Raw genomic sequence first — 17,953 nt, 5'->3', positions numbered from 1 at the left:
CTCAGAAGTGAAACGCGGTAGCGCCGATGGTAGTGTGGCATTCGCCATGCGAGAGTAGGACACTGCCAGGCACCCAAGTTAAGAACCCCGCTCATCGAGCGGGGTTTTTTATTGGCTGCCATTCAGAAAGTTGGCTGATAATTGACCTTTTATTCTCTCTTCCCTGCCGTTTTCTCTGTTTTTCCTCCCCGATTTTCTCCGGTTATGCCATCGCCGCTGGCGGTGGTTGTCGCTATAATGGCCGCCCTCAAGCAAGGTGGTGGTATGAAAGCAGAATATCTACAGCGATTCGGGGGCATTGCCCGTCTTTATGGTCAGAGCGCGCTGCGCTCCTTTAGCCAGGCCAAGGTCTGTGTGGTGGGGATCGGCGGTGTGGGCTCCTGGGCAGCCGAGGCGCTGGCCCGTGCCGGTATCAACAAGATCACCCTGATCGACATGGACGATATCTGCATCACCAACACCAATCGCCAGATCCACGCTATGCAGGGGACAGTCGGTCGCCTCAAGACCGAGGTGATGGCCGAGCGTATTCGCGCCATCAACCCGGATTGCGACGTGATCGAGGTGGATGATTTCGTCACCGCCGATAACCTGGCCGAGCATATCAAGCGGGAGTTTGACTATGTGGTGGACGCCATCGACTCGGTCAAGGCCAAGGTGGCGCTGATTGCCTTCTGCAAGCGCAACAAAATCCCGGTGATCGTCGCGGGTGGTGCTGGCGGGCAGATGGACCCGACCCAAATCACTGTGGCGGATCTGGCCAAGACCATTCAGGATCCACTGGCGGCCAAGGTGCGCTCTGATCTACGCCGGTTGCACAACTTTAGCAAGAATCCGGCGCGTAAGTTCGGGGTGGAGTGTGTCTTCTCTACCGAGCAGTTGAGTTATCCGGATGGCAATGGCGGCACCTGTCAGGCCAAGGCGGCCAGCGATGGCACCATGAAGATGGATTGCGCCTCCGGTTTTGGCGCCGTGACGCCGGTGACGGCAACCTTCGGGCTGGTTGCCGCGTCCCGGGTATTGAAGAAGATTGCCGAGCGGGGCACCCGAGCCGAGAAAGAGGCAGGGAATGAAGATGCTGGGTCGATTAGCGAAGCCTAATCGACCACTGAACAAGGCGGGTTAGACCGCTTGTTCCCGGATCGCCAGTACGATCGCTCTGAGCCCGTTACCTCGTGACGGGCTCAAGTGTTTTTCAAGTCCCAGTTCGCTGAAATAGTCTTCCATATCAAAAGCCTGGATCGCCGCAGACGATTGATGGTTGAGTGCTGCCAGCACGATGACGATTAGGCCCCGCACGATGCGAGCATCGGAATCACAGGCAAAGTGCCAGCAGCCATCCTCGCTTTGTTCTCCCTTCAGCCAAGCCTGGCTTTCACACCCCTTGAGGCGGAACTCCTCCTGCTGCCATTTGGCGGGTAGCGCTGGCAGCTGCTTGCCGAGCTGGATGATGAGCCGGTACTGGTTCTCCCAGCCGTGAGCGGCGGCAAACTGCTGGCGGATGGTGTCGGCGTTGGGCTCAATGCCAATCTGGGTATAGCTTGCGAGGTCACTCATTCGGTTGTCTGCCTTAGAAGAAGTCACTGAGTTTGTGCAGGGCGGCCAGCAGGGCGTCGACATCGTCCCGATTGTTGTAGCAAGCCAGCGAGGTGCGCATGGTGCCGCCGATCCCGAGCGATTCCATCAGTGGCATGGCGCAGTGATGGCCGACTCGCAGGGCGATCCCCTGCATGTCGAGCAGGGTAGCAGCATCTTGCGGGTGGATGTCGTCGAGCAGGAAAGAGACCGCACCGGCGCGTTGGCCGGGTTCGCCGACCAGACGCAGCCCCGGCACCTGTTGCAGGCCAGCGACCAGATAGTCGGTCAGTGCCTGCTCATGTTGGGCGAGCCATTCCCTATCTTGCGCCATCACAAAGTCGATGGCGGCGGCGAGGCCGATAGCGCCAGCGATATGGGGGGTGCCCGCCTCGAATTTGAAAGGCAGGATATTGAAGGTGGTGCCGCTGAAACTGACCCGATCGATCATCTCGCCACCGGCTTGCCAGGGCGGCATCCGCTCCAATAGCTCGGTGCGGCCCCACAACACACCGATGCCGGTCGGGCCATAGAGCTTGTGGCCGGAGAAGGCGTAGAAGTCGCAACCGATGGCTTGCACATCGACGTCGAGATGAGCCACCGCCTGGGCGCCGTCGATCAGCGTCACGGCGCCAACCGCTTTGGCGGCCTCTACTATCCAGGTGACCGGATTGACGGTGCCAAGGGCATTGGATACGTGGGCCACGCTCACCAGCCGGGTGCGTGGCCCCAGCATGGCGTGATAGGCGGCCAGATCGAGATCGCCCCGCTCATTGAGGGGGATGACCCGGATCACCGCTCCTGTGCGTTGGGCGACCAGTTGCCACGGGACGATATTGGCGTGGTGCTCCAGCGTGCTGAGGATAATTTCGTCCCCCGCCTTGAGCTCGCTCATCCCCCAGCTCTGGGCCACCAGATTGATCGCCTCCGTGGTGCCGCGGGTCCAGATCACCTCGTGGCTGTGGGGCGCATTGATAAAGCGGGCGACCGTCTCGCGGGCCGCTTCGAAGGAGCGGGTGGCACGGCCACTCAGGGCGTGGGCGGCGCGGTGCACGTTGGCGTTGTCGGCCCGATAGTAGTGAGCGATGGCATCCAGTACCGCTTGCGGTTTCTGGGTGGTGGCGGCGTTGTCCAGATAGACCAGAGGGTGGCCGTTTACCTCCTGCGCCAAGGCCGGAAACTGGCTGCGCAGTTGGTTGTGCTGTTGCTGATTCATGCTCCCCTCACTATCTGGAAAAAATCATCATTTCGAAGGTCGGCCATGATCCTGAAAATAGCGCCCGAACACAAGGTGCGATAAGCCCGATGAGCGGCTGGCAGGTACGGCTCATCGGGTGATTTCTGGTACAATGCCGCCCCTCATCATAAGCCAAGAGATCCGGCCCATGAAGCTCAACCCCAATCAGAACGAAGCGGTCAAGTATGTTTCCGGCCCTTGCCTGGTGCTGGCGGGTGCCGGATCGGGCAAGACCCGCGTCATCACCAACAAGATTGCCTATCTGGTGCAGCAGTGCGGCTACAGTGCGCGCAACATAGCGGCGGTCACCTTTACCAACAAGGCTGCGCGGGAGATGAAGGAGCGGGTTGGCCAGACTTTGGGTCGCAAGGAGGCGCGGGGGCTGATGGTCTCCACCTTCCATACCCTGGGGCTCGATATCATTCGTCGTGAGCACAAGAGCCTGAATCTCAAGGCGAACTTCTCCCTGTTCGATGATACCGACCAGCTGGCGCTGCTGAAAGAATTGACTGAAGACGAGCTCGACAACGACAAGGACAAGCTCTCGGCCCTTATCAGCCAAATCTCCAACTGGAAGAACGACCTTATCCTGCCAGCCCGCGCCATGCGCATCGCCCGTGGGCCGGAAGAGGTGCTGATGGCCCAGCTCTATGAGCGCTATCACCGCCAGATGGTGGCCTATAACGCGCTGGATTTTGACGACCTCATCGTGATGCCGACCCTGCTGCTCAAGAGCAATCAGGAGGTGCGCGAGCGCTGGCAGAACAAGATCCGCTATCTGCTGGTCGATGAGTACCAAGACACCAACACCAGCCAATACGAGCTGGTGAAGCAGATCGTTGGCGAGCGGGCCCGTTTTACCGTGGTAGGGGATGATGACCAGTCCATCTACTCCTGGCGCGGTGCCAAGCCGCAGAATCTGGTGCTGCTGAGCGAGGATTTCCCCAGCCTCAAGCTGATCAAGCTGGAGCAGAACTACCGCTCCAAGCGGCGGATCCTCAAGTGCGCCAACATCCTGATCGCCAACAACCCGCACGTCTATGACAAGGCGCTCTTCTCCGAGCTTGATGAGGGGGTGAAGCTCAAGGTGCTGTTCGCCAAGAACGAGGAGCACGAAGCTGAGCGGATCGCCGCCGAGATGATGGGCCACAAGTTTATGAACCGCACGCGGTTCAAGGATTACGCCATCCTCTATCGGGGCAACCATCAGTCGCGCATCTTCGAGAAGGCGCTGATGACCAACCGGATTCCTTATCGTATCTCCGGCGGCACCTCGTTTTTCTCCCGCACCGAGATCAAGGACATCATGGCCTACCTCAAGCTGCTGGTGAATCCGGATGAGGACACCGCTTTTCTGCGGGTGGTCAACCTGCCGCGTCGCGAGATCGGCCCCACCACCCTCGAAAAGCTTGGCCAATACGCCAACCAGCGCGGCAAGAGTCTGTTTGCCGCCAGCTTCGAGCTGGGGCTGGAGCAGCACCTCTCCGGCCGTGGCCTCGTGGCCCTGCAGGCCTTCACCAACTGGCTGGTACGCCTTGGCGATCAGGCGCTGCGCGGTAATCCGGTGGAGGCGGTGCGGGACATGATCAAGGAGATCCACTACGAAGAGTGGCTCTACGAGACCTCGCCCAGCCCGAAAGCGGCCGAGATGCGGATGCAGAACGTCTCCACCCTCTATCGCTGGATCACCGAGATGCTTGAAGGAGATGAGCTGGAGGAGTCGATGACGCTGGCACAGGTGGTCACTCGCCTCACCCTGCGCGACATGATGGAGCGCAACGAGGGGGAGGATGACGCCGATCAGGTGCAGTTGATGACGCTGCATGCCTCCAAGGGGTTGGAGTTCCCCTATGTCTACATGGTGGGGATGGAGGAGGGCTTGCTGCCCCACCAGACCAGCATTGACGAGGACAATGTGGAGGAGGAGCGGCGTCTCGCCTACGTGGGGATCACCCGGGCTCAGACCGAACTGACCTTCACCCTCTGCAAGGAGCGGCGCCAGTTTGGCGAGTCGGTACGTCCGGAGCCAAGCCGCTTCCTGCTGGAGCTGCCGCAGGATGATCTTGAATGGGAAAACCAGAAGAAGGTGACTGCCGAGGAGCGCCAGCAGAAGGGGCAGGTCGGTGTTGCCAACCTGCGGGCGTTGTTCAAGAAGGATTAACCCTAAGGATTGGCCGGGGTCAGTAGCGGTACTATGTCTGCTCCCGGCATGGGCGGAGAGATATAGCGCCCTTGCCCCATCCGGCAGCCGATATCAATCAGCTTCTGCAACTGCTGCTGGTTCTCGATCCCCTCGACGACCAGGGTATAATCGAGATCCTGACAGATATCCCGCATGGCGCGGATCAGCGCCAAATCTTTGGGTGATTGCAGCATCCGCTGGGTAAAGCTGTCATCCACCTTGATGTAATCCACCGGGAAGTGGAACAGAGCGTTGAGGGAGGAGAAGCCGGTCCCAAAATCATCGAGGCTGATCTGGATGCCCTTGGCGCGCAGCTCGTGCAGGGATGCCAGTGCATCGGAATCTTGTCGCGACAGCTCCCGCTCGTTGAATTCAAAAATCAGATAGCCGGGGGCGATCCCTTCCTCTTCGATGATCCCCATCAGTCGCATGATGTGGTCATGGTTGACCAGATGCTTGCCCGACAGATTGATGGCGACCTTGAACTTGCCCTGCCCGGAGATTGGCAGCCAGTTCTTCAGCTGTTGGCAGGTGTGGCGCAGGATCTGGTAATCCAGCTCCAGTATCAGACCACACTGCTCCGCCAGCGGAATAAAGTCGAACGCATCCTTTAGAATCCCCTCCTCGGTCAGCCAGCGCGCCATCACCTCCAGTCCGGTCAGGCGGCTATCCTGCAGCCGGATCACCGGCTGGAAGTAGGGGACGATGCGCCCCTCCCGCAGGGCTCTGGCCAGCATCTCTTCCGGCGAATTCCAGTTCTGGTTGATGCAATCATCCGAGTAGCTGACGATGCGACTGCGACCATTGCGCTTGGCCTGATACATGGCCAAATCGGCCTGATGGAGCAGCTGGCTGATATCTGAGGTTTGCTCGGAGACGCTCGATACCCCAAGGCTGACGGTAATGCTCAACTCGTTGCCGAGTAGCCGGAACGGGTAGGAGAGACGGCTGATAATGCGGTTGAGCACCGGGCTGATGTCATCGTCGCTCTTGCTGCTGTCCAGATAGATAACGAACTCGTCGCCCCCCAGTCTGGCCACCAGATCATTTTGCCGGATGCAGGTCTGCAGGCGGCGGCTCACCTCCTTGAGCAGCTGATCGCCAGCGCTGTGGCCCAGGGTGTCATTGATCTGCTTGAAGTGGTCCACATCGATAAAAATTACCGCAAATCCCGGCGATTTGTAGCGGTTGTAGTGGGTCATGGCGTGGTTGAGGTGGTTCATCAACAGCGCGCGGTTGGGCAGTTGGGTCAGCGGGTCGTGAAGCGCATCGAATTGCAGCCGCCGTTCCAGCTCCTGATGCTGCTTGAGCTGCTTTTGCAGCCTGAGGTTGGTCTGACGCAGCTGTTGCAGCCGTTGGTTGATGGAGTCTTCGGTATTGATGTCGTTGAGCTGCTGGCGGATCCGTCTCAGCTCCAGCAGCAGGGTGAGCTGACCACGCAGGAAGTCGAGAAACAGCTTGTCGTCGGTCTCCAGCGGTTGAGCCGTGCTGATGATGAAGTGGGCGAAGTACTGTTGTTGCAGCCGCAGCGGCATGCTGTGCCAGTAGCGTGACTCCCTGCTCACCTCGATATTGCTGGTGCTGTGGCACAAGCCGCTGATGAACTCGTCTCCCTGATGGGGATGGGCAGGGTAGATCTTTTCCAGCTTCTGACTGGTTAGCCTGACCAGCAGCATGTCCTCGATGGTGAGCATCTGACGCAGTACCGCTTCCAGTTGGGAGAAGAGCGCCTGGGCCGGCAGGGTATTGGCGAGCCGCATGATGCGGCTGATGCTCTCGATTTTCTTTTTCCAGTTTGGGTCTTTGCGGATCAGCGGCGAAGGGAGCTCGGTAAGATGGGAACCCGCCTGGGTTTCGGTCAGCCGTTTGGCCAGACACTCCAGCAGCAGGCGCAGGGTCGGCAGGTCGGCTGGTGTGCCACGCGCCAGCAACCACTGTATCTGGCCATGCTCGATGGGGAAGACGCACCACCCTTCGGCTTCATCCAGCTGGGTGAGTTGATCGGTGATGCGGGACTGCTCACGGCCCAGCTGTTGCTTGAAGATGTCGCTGACCTTGTAGGCGTAAAGCCAGTTCAGGCCGGTATCGGAGAGGCCCAGCATGCCGAAATGTTGCAGCGGGCAGAGTTGGTCAATCTGCTGGATCAGGGCATCGTAATCGTCAGACGTGGCGGTTTGTGGCGCCGGGAAGTCCATAATGGCAGAGACCAACGCCAACAGAGGAGTTGAGTAGTGGGGTTCGATGGATTGGGACGACATGTGCAACTCCCGATATGTCTACCTTACAAGAGTAGTCGGAAGCCGATAGATTGAAAGGGCCGCAATTGCGGCCCTTTCAAATACTTACAGCTTGTCGATCATGTAGTGGATGGCGTTTTCTATCTCTTCATCACTACAGTTCGCACAGGTGCCGCGCGGAGGCATCATGCCGGACTTGCCGGTAAAGCCTTCAATGGCATGTTTCTTGAGAGTATCAATGCCCTGGGCGATGCGAGGATCCCAGGCGGCCTTGTCACCCCGTTTGGGGGCACCGGCGGCGCCGGTGTCGTGACAGGCAAAGCAGGCGCCCTTGTATACCGTTTCGCCATCGCGGGGACCGGAAGAGGCGGCCGCCGCCGGTGCAGCACTCGCGCCGGCAATACCTTCCAGATCCTTGGCGGTATAGACCTGACCGATTGGTTTGATCCGCTCGGCAATGGCTTCCGGTGACATCTCATCGGCAGCAAGCACTGCCCCAGACAAGCTGGCGGCCGTCATCCCGACAGCCAGCAAATAGCTCAGTTTTTTCAACACGCTCATATACTCCCAGCAGTCTTTTATTATCCATGTAAACGACGGGATTATAACCGAATAGTTACAGCCATTTAAACGCTTGTGTGTGAAGTGTTAAACACTCTGCGTACAAAGTTTTGGCCGATATCACGGCAATTCGGGTGGTGGAGATAAAAAGAAACCCGGCATTCGCCGGGTTTCGAGTAACCAAGGGGTGAAACGGCCTATTTATCCCAGCTCAGGATCACCTTGCCGGAGTGGCCGGAGCGCATCGCATCGAACCCCTGCTGGAATTCGTCGATGTGGAATCTGTGGGTGATGATGGGGGAGAGATCCAGCCCGGACTGGATCAGGCTGGCCATTTTGTACCAGGTCTCGAACATCTCGCGGCCATAGATCCCTTTGATAAACAGCCCCTTGAAGATCACCTTGTTCCAGTCGATGGCCATGGTGGAAGGGGGGATGCCGAGCATGGCGATCTTGCCGCCGTGGTTCATCTTGTCGAGCATCTCCTGGAAGGCGCTCGGGACGCCGGACATCTCCAGCCCCACGTCGAAGCCTTCGGTCATGCCCAGCTCGCTCATCACGTCGGCCAGCTTCTCCTTGGCCACGTTGACCGCGCGGGTGGCGCCCATCTTGCGGGCCAGCTCCAGTCGATATTCGTTGACGTCGGTGATCACCACGTGGCGCGCACCCACATGGCGGCAGACGGCGGCTGCCATGATGCCGATGGGGCCTGCCCCGGTGATGAGCACATCTTCACCCACCAGATCGAAGGAGAGGGCGGTGTGCACCGCATTGCCGAACGGGTCGAAGATGGCGGCCAGCTCGTCCGGGATATTGTCCGGCAGCTTGAAGGCGTTGAATGCGGGGATCACCAGATACTCGGCAAAGGCGCCCGGGCGGTTGACGCCAACACCAATGGTGTTGCGGCAGAGGTGAGTGCGGCCGGCGCGGCAGTTACGGCAGTGACCGCAGGTGATATGCCCTTCACCGGAGACCCGATCGCCGATGGCGAAGCCGCGCACCTCCTGACCGATGGCGACCACTTCCCCCACATATTCATGGCCGACCACCATGGGTACCGGAATGGTCTTCTGGGACCACTCGTCCCAGTTGTAGATATGGATATCGGTGCCGCAGATGGCGGTTTTGCGGATCTTGATCAGCAGGTCGTTGTGACCGAGCTCGGGGGCCGGCACATCCGTCATCCAGATGCCGACCTCTTTGTGCAGTTTGGAGAGTGCTTTCATGGCTGTTCCTTCAATATGAATGCAGAAAAAAGGGGCTGCAGCCCCTTGATTCAAATCAGATAACGCCGAGTTCACGGCCGATGCGGATAAAGGCGTCGATCGCCTTGTCCAGCTGCTCGCGGGTATGGGCGGCAGACATCTGGGTGCGAATGCGCGCCTGACCCTTGGGCACGACCGGGAAGGAGAAGCCCACCACATAGATGCCGGCTGCCAGCATGCGGCTCGCCATTTCGGAGGCCAGCTTGGCATCCCCCAGCATCACCGGAATGATGGCGTGGTCGGCGCCAGCCAGAGTGAAGCCAGCGGCGCTCATCCGCTCGCGGAAGTAACGGCTGTTCTCTTTCAGGCGGGCGCGCAGGTCGTGACCCTCGGCCAGCATGTCGATCACCTTGATGGTGGCGGCAACGATGGAGGGGGCCAGCGAGTTGGAGAAGAGGTAGGGGCGGGAGCGCTGGCGCAGCCAGTCGATCACCTCTTTCTTGCCGGAGGTATAGCCGCCGGATGCGCCGCCGAGCGCCTTGCCCAGGGTGCCGGTGATGATGTCGACCCGATCCATCACGCCGCAATATTCGTGGGTGCCGCGACCGTTTTCGCCGATAAAGCCGACGGCGTGGGAGTCATCCACCATCACCAGCGCATCGTATTTGTCCGCCAGATCGCAGATGGATTTGAGGTCGGCGATGACCCCATCCATGGAGAAGACGCCGTCGGTGGCGATCAGCTTGAAGCGGGCGCCATCGGCGTCAGCCTGCTTGAGCTGGGCTTCCAGCTCGGCCATGTCGTTGTTGGCGTAGCGATAGCGCTTGGCCTTGCACAGCCGCACGCCGTCGATGATGGAGGCGTGGTTGAGGGCATCGGAGATGATGGCATCTTCGGCGCCGAACAGGGTCTCAAAAAGACCGCCGTTGGCATCGAAGCAGGAGGAGTAGAGGATGGTGTCCTCGGTGCCGAGGAAGGCGGACATCTTCTGCTCCAGCGCTTTGTGCTGATCCTGGGTGCCGCAGATGAAGCGTACCGAGGCCATGCCGAAGCCGTGGCTGTCGAGCCCCTGATGGGCGGCAGCGATCAGATCCGGGTGGTTGGCCAGCCCCAGATAGTTGTTGGCACAGAAGTTCAGTACCAGCTCACCGCCGACGGCGATGCTGGCCTGCTGGGCGGAGGTGATGATGCGCTCCTGCTTGTACAACCCTTCAGCTTGCACCTGGTTCAGTTGCTCGGTCAGGTGACGATAGAATCCGTTAGACATCCTCGATCCTTATTGGCTATTTCAGCTGCGTATCAACAGAGGGCGACATTTTACTGCAATCTGTTGCGGTAAATTCAAATGATTATGCTGATATTCAACAAATGTGAAACAGATCTCACCCAGCTGGTTGGGCCAGCTGACGGTAGTGCTGTTCCAGTTGCTGGATCTGTCCGGCCACCCGGGGTTGCACATAGGGGCGCAGCAGGAACAGCACCTTCAGCACCCCCTGATAGAGCAGCGGTTTGGTGATGCGGGTGTTGGGGGCCTGGGCAATCTGGAACGGGATCCAGCAGGTCACCACCATCTTGATGGTCTGGCCCAGATCCGGCAGGTCTTCATCGCTGACATCGATAATGCCCCCTTCGCGCAGGCTTTTGAGCAGCGCGACCACGGAGGAGCGCATCTGCTCCTGAGCCTTGAGGTACTTCTGTTGCAGTGGTTCGTCACGGCTCAGGATGTCCGGCAGATTGGCGTAGAAGAAGCGGAACTGCCACATCAGATAGAAGATGGCATCCAGATAGCCCATCAGATCCTGCAGGGTGATCTCACGGTTGCGGGTCGGGATGAAGCTCTCGCTCAGGTGACGGGCATACTGGTCGAAGATGGAGTGGATGATGTCTTCTTTATTGCGGAAGTGGTAGTAGAGGTTGCCCGGGCTGATGCCCATGTGCGCCGCAATATGGTTGGTGGTGATGTTGCGTTCACCCTGATCGTTGAACAGCTCGGTCGCGCTGTGAATGATCCTGTCTCTGGTTTTCATCACTCATTCCTCCAACAGGTTCCGCTCGGGGCAGTTTTGAACAAGGTCGAATCCCCGGACGGCCCGTGATAAACTTTTCGGCAATTTCAAATTGGCTCACTATACACAGCTTTAACAAGCAGTCACATGTAGCCATCAACGTACGAGAGGCAAACTCCATGATCGTAGTAACTGGCGGTGCTGGCTTTATCGGCAGCAATCTGGTCAAGCAGCTGAACGCTCAAGGACGGACCGATATCGTGGTCATTGATGACCTGACCGACGGCACCAAGTTCGTCAACCTGGTCGATCTGACCATCGCTGACTACATGGACAAAGACGAGTTTCAGGCTCGCATCGTCTCCGGCGACGAGTTTGAAGAGTGGGACAACGGTATCGAGGTGATCTTCCACGAAGGCGCCTGCTCTGCGACTACCGAGTGGAACGGCAAGTTCATCATGGAGGTCAACTACGAGTACTCCAAGGATCTGTTCCACTACTGCATCGAGCGTGAAATCCCGTTCATTTACGCCTCTTCTGCCGCGACCTACGGTGGCCGCAACGACAACTTCATCGAAGATCCCAAGTTCGAACAGCCGCTCAACGTCTACGGCTACTCCAAGCAGCTGTTTGACCAGTACGTGCGCCGCTGGATGCCGGAGATCAACTCTCAGGTCGTTGGCCTCAAGTACTTCAACGTCTACGGCCCGCGCGAGCAGCACAAAGGCTCCATGGCTTCCGTCGCCTTCCACCTCAACACCCAGGTGAAGAAGGGCGAGAATCCCAAGCTGTTCGAAGGTTGCGATGGCTTCCCGAACGGTGGTCAGATGCGTGACTTCATCTATATCGACGACGTCTGCAAGGTAAACCTGTGGTTCTGGCAGAACCCGCAGCACTCCGGCATTTTCAACTGCGGTACCGGCCGTGCCGAGCCATTCCAGAACGTGGCCGAAGCGGTGATCAAGCATCATCAGAAGGGGTCTATCGAATACATCCCCTTCCCGGATCACCTCAAGGGTCGCTACCAGAGCTTCACCCAGGCTGACATGACCAAGCTGCGCAGCGTGGGTTATGACGCCGAGTTTAAAACCGTTGCCGAAGGGGTAGCGGATTACATGGCCTGGCTCAACCGCTAACGGGTGAGCACAACGCAGCAGTTTGAGCGCAAAACCGGAAGTGGGCACTCGCCTGCTTCCGGTTTCTGGTCTCTGTGGCTGCTTGCCGTTCCTCTCTTCTCTACCGGGTAACCGCGCGATGAATATATTGATGGCACTCTCCCAGCTCGAGGTAACGGGAGCTGAGGTCTATGCCACTACGGTCGGTAACGAACTGACCCGGCGTGGTCACAACGTCTTTTATGTATCAGATACCCTGACCAAGCCGACTCTTGGCCCAGTCTTCAAGCTGAGATTCAACAAGCGCAGCATTCTGCGCCGCTTCTGGCACGTCTTCTACCTTATCTACCTCATCAAGAAGCACCATATCCAGTTGGTGCATGCTCACTCCCGCGCCTCCGGCTGGAGCAGCTATGTGGCTTGCAAGCTGACTGGCACCCCGATGATCACCACGGTGCATGGTCGCCAACCGGTGCACGCTTCGCGCAAGGCCTTCCATGCACTCGGCTATCGGGCGGTTGCCGTTTGTGAAGATATTGCCCATCAGATAGTCGACAATCTGGGAGTGGATCCCGCGATTGTGCAGGTGCTGCGCAACGGTATCGAAACCGACAAATTCCAGCCTGTGCCTGCGCCGGATAATCCAAAGCCGGTAATTGCCATCATTGGCCGTTTGAGCGGCCCCAAAGGGGAGCTCTGTTACCGTCTGCTCGACGAGGTACTCGATCTGGATGCCTGCAAGGTGCGGATTGTCAGCGGTACCAAGGTTCCGGAGCGCTTTGCCCGTTTCGAAGGCCGTGCCGAGTTTGTCGGTTATGTCGATGATGTGCCCGCTCTGCTGGCGAGTTGCGATCTGGTGATCGGCGCCGGTCGGGTAGCGATGGAAGCTCTGCTCTGCGGTCGGCCCGCCTTTGCTATTGGTGAAGCCAGGGCCATAGGTCTGGTGACCGAACAGAATCTGGATGATGCTCTGGCGAGTAATTTTGGCGATATCGGCCCCAAGGATCTGGCTATCGATTTTGCTGCCCTTAAGGGAGAAATCGAGACCGCTTTGACCAGCACGACGGTGCCGGAAGCCATTCGGCAACGCATTCAAGATGAGTATGGCTTGCAGGGGGTAGTATCTGGCCTCGAAACCATCTATCAGGATGCCGTAGTCGAAACACTGCGCCGCGAGATGCCCGTCATCATGTACCACCGTTTTATCGAGCAGGATAGCGAGAAAGGAGTGCATGGTACCTGGATGCCGATCACCATGTTCGAGAAGCATCTGCGCCTGATGAAGTGGCTAGGCTACGAAACCCTGACTTTCCGCGATTTGGCGGACAAAGGCTTTATCCACCGTCTGCAATATGGCAAGAAGTACCTGATGATCACCGCCGATGACGGCTATCAGGACAACCTGACCCGCATGCTGCCACTGCTGGAAAAATATGGTTACAAAGCCGTGGTGTACGTGGTCACCGGTGAAGGCTATAACCGTTGGGATGTGGAGCATCCGACCAATCCGGACACCAAGGTCTCATTGATGAGTGGTGAGCAGGTCAAGGCGCTGGCCGCCAGCGGTCATGTGGAAATTGGTGGTCATACCCTGACTCACCCCCGCTTGAGCAAGCTCACACCCGAACAACAAGCCCATGAAATTCAGGAGAATAAACGCCAACTGGAGGCCCTGCTTGGCCATCCGCTGCTCTCGTTTGCCTACCCTTACGGAGATATGAACGACAGCGCCAAGGAGCAGGCTATCGCTGCTGGGTATCGTTTTGCCGTCGCTACCAATAGTGGCCCCAAAGCAATGCACCAGGACCCTTTCCAGATCCGCCGGATTGCCATTTTTCCCCGTACTGACGTGTTTGGGCTGTGGCGCAAGATCCGTGGGAATTATGTGTTTCGTCGAACCTACATATGACTTCTAACATAACTATTGAGAAGATCACTGAATATTTCTTTGCTCTAACAATATTTTTTGCTTTTGGTTTTTTATATGCCTCAGCAAGAGGCCATAGCTATTTATCTATTCTTGTTGTTATTTCAATAATACTGGGGGTGATGAATCTTATCTATAATAAAGAAACCGCCACGTTAAAAAGTGGTTGTGGCTTTTTATTAAGGATTACACTAATCTATGGGATTGTGATGATTTTTAATCGGCTATCACATGGGGAAGATAGCGCACTTGTCAGAATCACATTTTTTTTTACGGCCTTTGTTTTTTTTGTACCTAAAACCGAATTGATAAAAAAATATGCCATATATGGAGCCATTACTGGTGGCTGGATAGTTGGATTCTTAGCCATTAAAGAGGTCAGTGAAGGGATTTCGCGGGTTGGAGGGTATACAAATGCTATTCTTTTTACTCAGGGGGCGTTAGTTCTTTTCATTCTCAATCTACATGTTCTTTTCCATGAAAGCCAAGCTATCACAAAAAAATTAATAACAATCATAGCGGTTGGATTATCATTAGTCGCGATATATCTATCTCAGAGTCGTGGAGTCTGGTTGTCATTAATTGTGGTCATGGCTGTTTACTTCACAATTAACAGACATATTCTCATCAAAAATATAAGATTTATCCTCCCAGGATTAATTATTATACTCGTCGCATTTAGTTATAATTCGAATATATTTATACAGCGAATGGATGCTGTAAGGCATGACTTTATCCAAATGGACAAAGGGAATTATCAAACATCTATAGGATTGCGTTTTGTCGTATGGAAAAGCGCATGGCTAGGTTTTTTGGAATATCCATTCATTGGGGTTGGCAAAGATGGTATTGATGAGCTAAAAAAACAGCAAGTCTCTGAGCACAAGATCAATCCTGTTTTGCTAGTGGGGGATGCTGGTTTAGGTATGCCACATGCTCATAATCAATTTCTGAATCAATTGGTGATGCGAGGGCTTGTAGGCTTTATCCCCATGATGATTTTATTAGCCGCCCCCATATTTATGAGAAACAGGTTTGGTTTTTTAGGTATGTATTTAGCCTTGGCATATTGCGTATCCGGTTTGACCGATGTGCCATTGGAACAAAAAGAAACCCTATATATCTTCTTATTCTCTCTGTTGTTTTCGACCTTGGTCAGAGATATAGAAGCTGAATGTTAAGGCGTAAGATGGGGCCTTGCTAGAGGCCCTATTTATTTGGAATAACAGATTCTCTATTCCATGATACATTTTCTCTGATTATTTTGGCCGGTTGTCCTGTTGCTATTACATGAGATGGAATTTTACCCGAAACTAAGCTATTTGCTCCAATGATAGAGTCATGACCAATATGTGTTCCCTTTAATATAGTACAACGCGCAGCCAGCCACACATGTGATTCGATATGGATAGGCCTTCCTTTGTTAAGCCATTCCCCAGAGTCAACATTGATTATTTTGTGTGAGTCAGTATTACGTATTTCTATCCCATAAGACAGCATACAGTCTGAGCCAATATTTATTTCGTGAGGTTCGTATGATACTATCGTGGCGCCGGCAATACTGGTGCAATCACCTATTGCTATTTTACCACCAACGTTATCAATATGGATTGTGGTGTTGTGTAAATCACATTCCTCGCCAATGTTAATACGGTTGTTATTACCGGTCACTATTATTTTGCATCTGCGCATTTTCGTATTTTTTGATATATTGACAATGTTGTTGTTACCTTTTATTGTCAATTGACATAAACGCATTCTTCCGAGGCAATCAAAATAATTCCCTCTATGTATCTTAAAAATATTTCTATAAAACAGCTGACTAATTGATAGCATTTGATATACCTGATATTAATTTATGCAGCATTAGGACTGAGTTATCAGCACGATAAATATCTAACTGACCATCCTGTAATGGCATCTGGGTGGATGGTTGATTCAGGAGATTAGATAGAGCCTGTTTATTTCCTACATCAAAGAGTTCGCCAAGCATGCCACGTTTTAATATTTCACTGGGACCTATGTAGCAATCGCTAGAGATAACGTTACCATTTAAATATAACGCCTCTACTATGACCAACCCAAAGCCTTCATCTTTAGAGCTCAATACAAATTTTTTGGCATGCTTCATCCATACATATGGATTTTCACACTCCCCAATAAAAATAACATGTTTTGCCAAATTTAATGCTGTTGCTTTCTGCTCAAGATTAACTTTATCGGGGCCATCTCCAATAATTACCAAGTCTTGGTTGCAACCTTGTTGTCTAGCCAGATAGTAAGCATCTAACAAGGTAGCTATATCTTTGGTTTCTTCATTTAGTCGACATACTGTGAGTATATATTCGCTATTCAATATATTCAGTGTGGACTCTGTCAGCAGTGAGTAGTCAATACTGCTATTTTTCAGGTCTTCGAAATTGAAGGGGTTATATATGACATGGGCCTTATCGATCCATTGAGGAGAAAAACTATGGATCTCAGAATGCATATCTTGGCAAATAGTAATGATTGCATCATATATATTGCAGCGTTCAGCGATGTTTTTTTTCCTTCTCATAAGATGCTGGAAGCTGGAGTGAAGATAGGTTATTTTTTTTTGCTTGAAGGATTTTATATATCTGTCGAAGTCGCAATCTAAAAAATCGATTATAACATCTGTCTTTTTTAAAAAAAGATGGAGCATAATCCGTCTTTTTATGGATTTATATGCTTTAATAATTGGGCTCGTATTATTGTATTCATAGAGACTAAATATTGAATGACAATTCGCATACTCCTCCATCTTTGCCTGTATTTTGGAGGCTGATGGTTTGTTTGTGATAACAGAAATATTATATAATCCAAGTCTGGATAATGCCTGGACATATGTGAGTAGTACTTTTTCAGCACCTCCCATATCTAGACTATTAATAAGAAAAGAGATTTTCATTTTCTATTACTCTCGATATGTGAACCATAGTTTCTATTTGGTATAGTTGTATCAAGATGACCCGTATCCACACAGTTAGGTTCAATGCCATATGTTATAAGCCTACTTCTTTGTATCAATCCGGTAAGATAATCTGCCGGCATTCTTATTGGATAGGCATGGTTGAGAAGTTTTTTTGCCCCATTGATGGAGAGGATGTAAGCAACCGCACCTATAATACATCTCTTAGAGTTTTTAGATGGCGATCTGTACCTGACCAAACGGTAGTCGTGTGGCAGTTTATGCGACAATGGCCAGCGTTTGGCTTTTCCGTGGAATAGATATAGCATATCAAAATTAGGTCGCTGCATTATAGATGATAGAATATCTGGTACGCATGAAAGAACATAAGTATCATCTTCTAAAATTAGAGCGTGATGTATATTATCTGAGATCATTTTTTCATAGATGCGAATATGGCTCATTGCACATCCAACTTCAGATGGGTTCATTTCATGATTAAAATGCGTGCGGCAATATTGTTGGTCTACCTGAGAGAGTTCAGCCTGGGTTAGTAATGAACCATCCACGCCAAAGAAAAACTCAAAATCCAGACCAAGTTGCATCATCCTTTTTGTAATGAGGTGCTGGCGTTCTTTATTTTTTTCAAGACTGATAATGTAAATTTTGAGGTTCATATTAGTAGTGGCTCTCATAGGCTATTTGGAAACTATAGCATTTTTCAACTTGATATTCTAGTATTCCTCGTTCTTCTCATATTTATGGAAGGATTATAGTTGAGAGTTGAGGGGTTAGGCCTGACTAAATAATCATGGCAGTAAAGTTAATGAAGGTGGTTTTTTTGTTGGGGGAGGGGTAAATTTATATATGGGTCATTGTGATGGGCAGTTAATTGGATTGGCAATATTTAAAAAACTGACAGTTTACTATCGTTACTAATGTATATAATAAAATTTTTAAGTAATTCTGTTTCCCG

15 protein-coding genes are annotated in these 17,953 nt (G+C 53.6%); 5 read left to right on the top strand and 10 right to left on the bottom strand.

Annotation, left to right across the window (positions count from 1 at the left end):
- Positions 1–264 precede the first annotated feature (264 nt).
- Positions 265–1,101, top strand: coding sequence for a tRNA cyclic N6-threonylcarbamoyladenosine(37) synthase TcdA (gene tcdA / locus NOM06_RS19335; RefSeq protein ID WP_255912795.1), 837 nt, complete (start codon positions 265–267; stop codon positions 1,099–1,101).
- A 21-nt stretch (positions 1,102–1,122) separates the two neighbouring features.
- On the opposite strand, the gene NOM06_RS19330 is transcribed toward tcdA, so the two are convergent.
- Both NOM06_RS19330 and NOM06_RS19325 read right to left on the bottom strand, forming a co-directional pair.
- Positions 1,123–1,557, bottom strand: a complete 435-nt coding sequence (locus tag NOM06_RS19330; protein ID WP_069529782.1) for a SufE family protein — start codon at positions 1,555–1,557, stop codon at positions 1,123–1,125.
- A 13-nt stretch (positions 1,558–1,570) separates the two neighbouring features.
- Complete coding sequence (locus tag NOM06_RS19325; RefSeq protein WP_255912794.1) at positions 1,571–2,791, bottom strand: aminotransferase class V-fold PLP-dependent enzyme; 1,221 nt, start codon at positions 2,789–2,791, stop codon at positions 1,571–1,573.
- A 169-nt stretch (positions 2,792–2,960) separates the two neighbouring features.
- On the opposite strand from NOM06_RS19325, the gene rep reads away from it, so the two are divergent.
- Entirely contained in the window at positions 2,961–4,973 is a 2,013-nt protein-coding gene (gene rep, locus NOM06_RS19320; RefSeq protein ID WP_005340859.1) for a DNA helicase Rep, read from the top strand.
- 2 nt (positions 4,974–4,975) lie between these two features.
- Here rep and NOM06_RS19315 read toward each other — a convergent pair whose 3' ends face one another.
- From NOM06_RS19315 to NOM06_RS19295, 5 genes are all read right to left on the bottom strand, one after another.
- Positions 4,976–7,252: a bifunctional diguanylate cyclase/phosphodiesterase gene (locus NOM06_RS19315; RefSeq protein WP_255912793.1), complete on the bottom strand. Its 2,277-nt coding sequence runs from the start codon at positions 7,250–7,252 to the stop codon at positions 4,976–4,978.
- An 84-nt stretch (positions 7,253–7,336) separates the two neighbouring features.
- Positions 7,337–7,792 carry a cytochrome c5 family protein gene (locus NOM06_RS19310; protein WP_019444987.1) on the bottom strand — a complete coding sequence of 152 codons (456 nt, stop codon included), beginning with the start codon at positions 7,790–7,792 and terminating at the stop codon, positions 7,337–7,339.
- A 197-nt stretch (positions 7,793–7,989) separates the two neighbouring features.
- Positions 7,990–9,018: an L-threonine 3-dehydrogenase gene (gene tdh, locus NOM06_RS19305; protein ID WP_005340852.1), complete on the bottom strand. Its 1,029-nt coding sequence runs from the start codon at positions 9,016–9,018 to the stop codon at positions 7,990–7,992.
- Positions 9,019–9,073: 55 nt separating this feature from the next.
- Positions 9,074–10,264, bottom strand: coding sequence for a glycine C-acetyltransferase (locus tag NOM06_RS19300; protein WP_255912791.1), 1,191 nt, complete (start codon positions 10,262–10,264; stop codon positions 9,074–9,076).
- Positions 10,265–10,379: 115 nt separating this feature from the next.
- Positions 10,380–11,024, bottom strand: a complete 645-nt coding sequence (locus NOM06_RS19295) for a TetR/AcrR family transcriptional regulator (RefSeq protein ID WP_255912789.1) — start codon at positions 11,022–11,024, stop codon at positions 10,380–10,382.
- Positions 11,025–11,182: 158 nt separating this feature from the next.
- On the opposite strand from NOM06_RS19295, the gene rfaD reads away from it, so the two are divergent.
- The 3 genes from rfaD to NOM06_RS19280 all read left to right on the top strand — a co-directional run bounded on the left by rfaD (position 11,183) and on the right by NOM06_RS19280 (position 15,226).
- Positions 11,183–12,139: an ADP-glyceromanno-heptose 6-epimerase gene (rfaD, locus tag NOM06_RS19290; protein ID WP_040069912.1), complete on the top strand. Its 957-nt coding sequence runs from the start codon at positions 11,183–11,185 to the stop codon at positions 12,137–12,139.
- A 118-nt stretch (positions 12,140–12,257) separates the two neighbouring features.
- Positions 12,258–14,027 carry a polysaccharide deacetylase family protein gene (locus NOM06_RS19285; protein ID WP_255912788.1) on the top strand — a complete coding sequence of 590 codons (1,770 nt, stop codon included), beginning with the start codon at positions 12,258–12,260 and terminating at the stop codon, positions 14,025–14,027.
- A complete protein-coding gene (locus NOM06_RS19280; protein ID WP_255912787.1) occupies positions 14,024–15,226 on the top strand; it encodes an O-antigen ligase in 1,203 nt (400 codons plus the stop codon). The genes NOM06_RS19285 and NOM06_RS19280 overlap by 4 nt, the downstream gene beginning before the upstream one ends.
- 28 nt (positions 15,227–15,254) lie before the next feature.
- Here the strand turns inward: NOM06_RS19280 and NOM06_RS19275 are convergent, their stop codons facing one another.
- The 3 genes from NOM06_RS19275 to NOM06_RS19265 are packed head-to-tail and all read right to left on the bottom strand — an operon-like array spanning position 15,255 to position 17,654.
- Positions 15,255–15,881, bottom strand: coding sequence for an acyltransferase (locus NOM06_RS19275; RefSeq protein WP_255912786.1), 627 nt, complete (start codon positions 15,879–15,881; stop codon positions 15,255–15,257).
- The gene (locus tag NOM06_RS19270; protein WP_255912785.1) at positions 15,868–16,977 is read right to left on the bottom strand and encodes a glycosyltransferase; all 1,110 of its coding nucleotides are present in this window, start codon (positions 16,975–16,977) and stop codon (positions 15,868–15,870) included. Before NOM06_RS19270 ends, NOM06_RS19275 begins: the two co-directional genes overlap by 14 nt.
- Entirely contained in the window at positions 16,974–17,654 is a 681-nt protein-coding gene (locus NOM06_RS19265) for a glycosyltransferase family 25 protein (protein WP_255912784.1), read from the bottom strand. Before NOM06_RS19265 ends, NOM06_RS19270 begins: the two co-directional genes overlap by 4 nt.
- Between the last annotated feature and the right edge of the window lie 299 nt (positions 17,655–17,953).

It is taken from the genome of Aeromonas sp. JL9 (genome assembly GCF_024436075.1).
GTDB lineage: Bacteria > Pseudomonadota > Gammaproteobacteria > Enterobacterales > Aeromonadaceae > Aeromonas > Aeromonas veronii.
The sequence above is the reverse complement of the archived record's forward strand: the minus strand, read 5'-3'. Positions and strand labels throughout refer to the sequence as shown.

What these genes read in the sequence shown, in the direction of transcription:
- NOM06_RS19300 (WP_255912791.1), bottom strand. Translation starts at nt 10,264, where the DNA reads ATGTCTAACGGATTCTATCGTCACCTGACCGAGCAACTGAACCAGGTG.
- NOM06_RS19315 (WP_255912793.1), bottom strand. Translation starts at nt 7,252, where the DNA reads ATGTCGTCCCAATCCATCGAACCCCACTACTCAACTCCTCTGTTGGCG.
- NOM06_RS19330 (WP_069529782.1), bottom strand. Translation starts at nt 1,557, where the DNA reads ATGAGTGACCTCGCAAGCTATACCCAGATTGGCATTGAGCCCAACGCC.
- NOM06_RS19265 (WP_255912784.1), bottom strand. Translation starts at nt 17,654, where the DNA reads ATGAACCTCAAAATTTACATTATCAGTCTTGAAAAAAATAAAGAACGC.
- NOM06_RS19275 (WP_255912786.1), bottom strand. Translation starts at nt 15,881, where the DNA reads ATGCTATCAATTAGTCAGCTGTTTTATAGAAATATTTTTAAGATACAT.
- NOM06_RS19270 (WP_255912785.1), bottom strand. Translation starts at nt 16,977, where the DNA reads ATGAAAATCTCTTTTCTTATTAATAGTCTAGATATGGGAGGTGCTGAA.
- NOM06_RS19285 (WP_255912788.1), top strand. Translation starts at nt 12,258, where the DNA reads ATGAATATATTGATGGCACTCTCCCAGCTCGAGGTAACGGGAGCTGAG.
- tdh (WP_005340852.1), bottom strand. Translation starts at nt 9,018, where the DNA reads ATGAAAGCACTCTCCAAACTGCACAAAGAGGTCGGCATCTGGATGACG.
- NOM06_RS19280 (WP_255912787.1), top strand. Translation starts at nt 14,024, where the DNA reads ATGACTTCTAACATAACTATTGAGAAGATCACTGAATATTTCTTTGCT.
- tcdA (WP_255912795.1), top strand. Translation starts at nt 265, where the DNA reads ATGAAAGCAGAATATCTACAGCGATTCGGGGGCATTGCCCGTCTTTAT.
- rep (WP_005340859.1), top strand. Translation starts at nt 2,961, where the DNA reads ATGAAGCTCAACCCCAATCAGAACGAAGCGGTCAAGTATGTTTCCGGC.
- NOM06_RS19310 (WP_019444987.1), bottom strand. Translation starts at nt 7,792, where the DNA reads ATGAGCGTGTTGAAAAAACTGAGCTATTTGCTGGCTGTCGGGATGACG.
- rfaD (WP_040069912.1), top strand. Translation starts at nt 11,183, where the DNA reads ATGATCGTAGTAACTGGCGGTGCTGGCTTTATCGGCAGCAATCTGGTC.
- NOM06_RS19295 (WP_255912789.1), bottom strand. Translation starts at nt 11,024, where the DNA reads ATGAAAACCAGAGACAGGATCATTCACAGCGCGACCGAGCTGTTCAAC.
- NOM06_RS19325 (WP_255912794.1), bottom strand. Translation starts at nt 2,791, where the DNA reads ATGAATCAGCAACAGCACAACCAACTGCGCAGCCAGTTTCCGGCCTTG.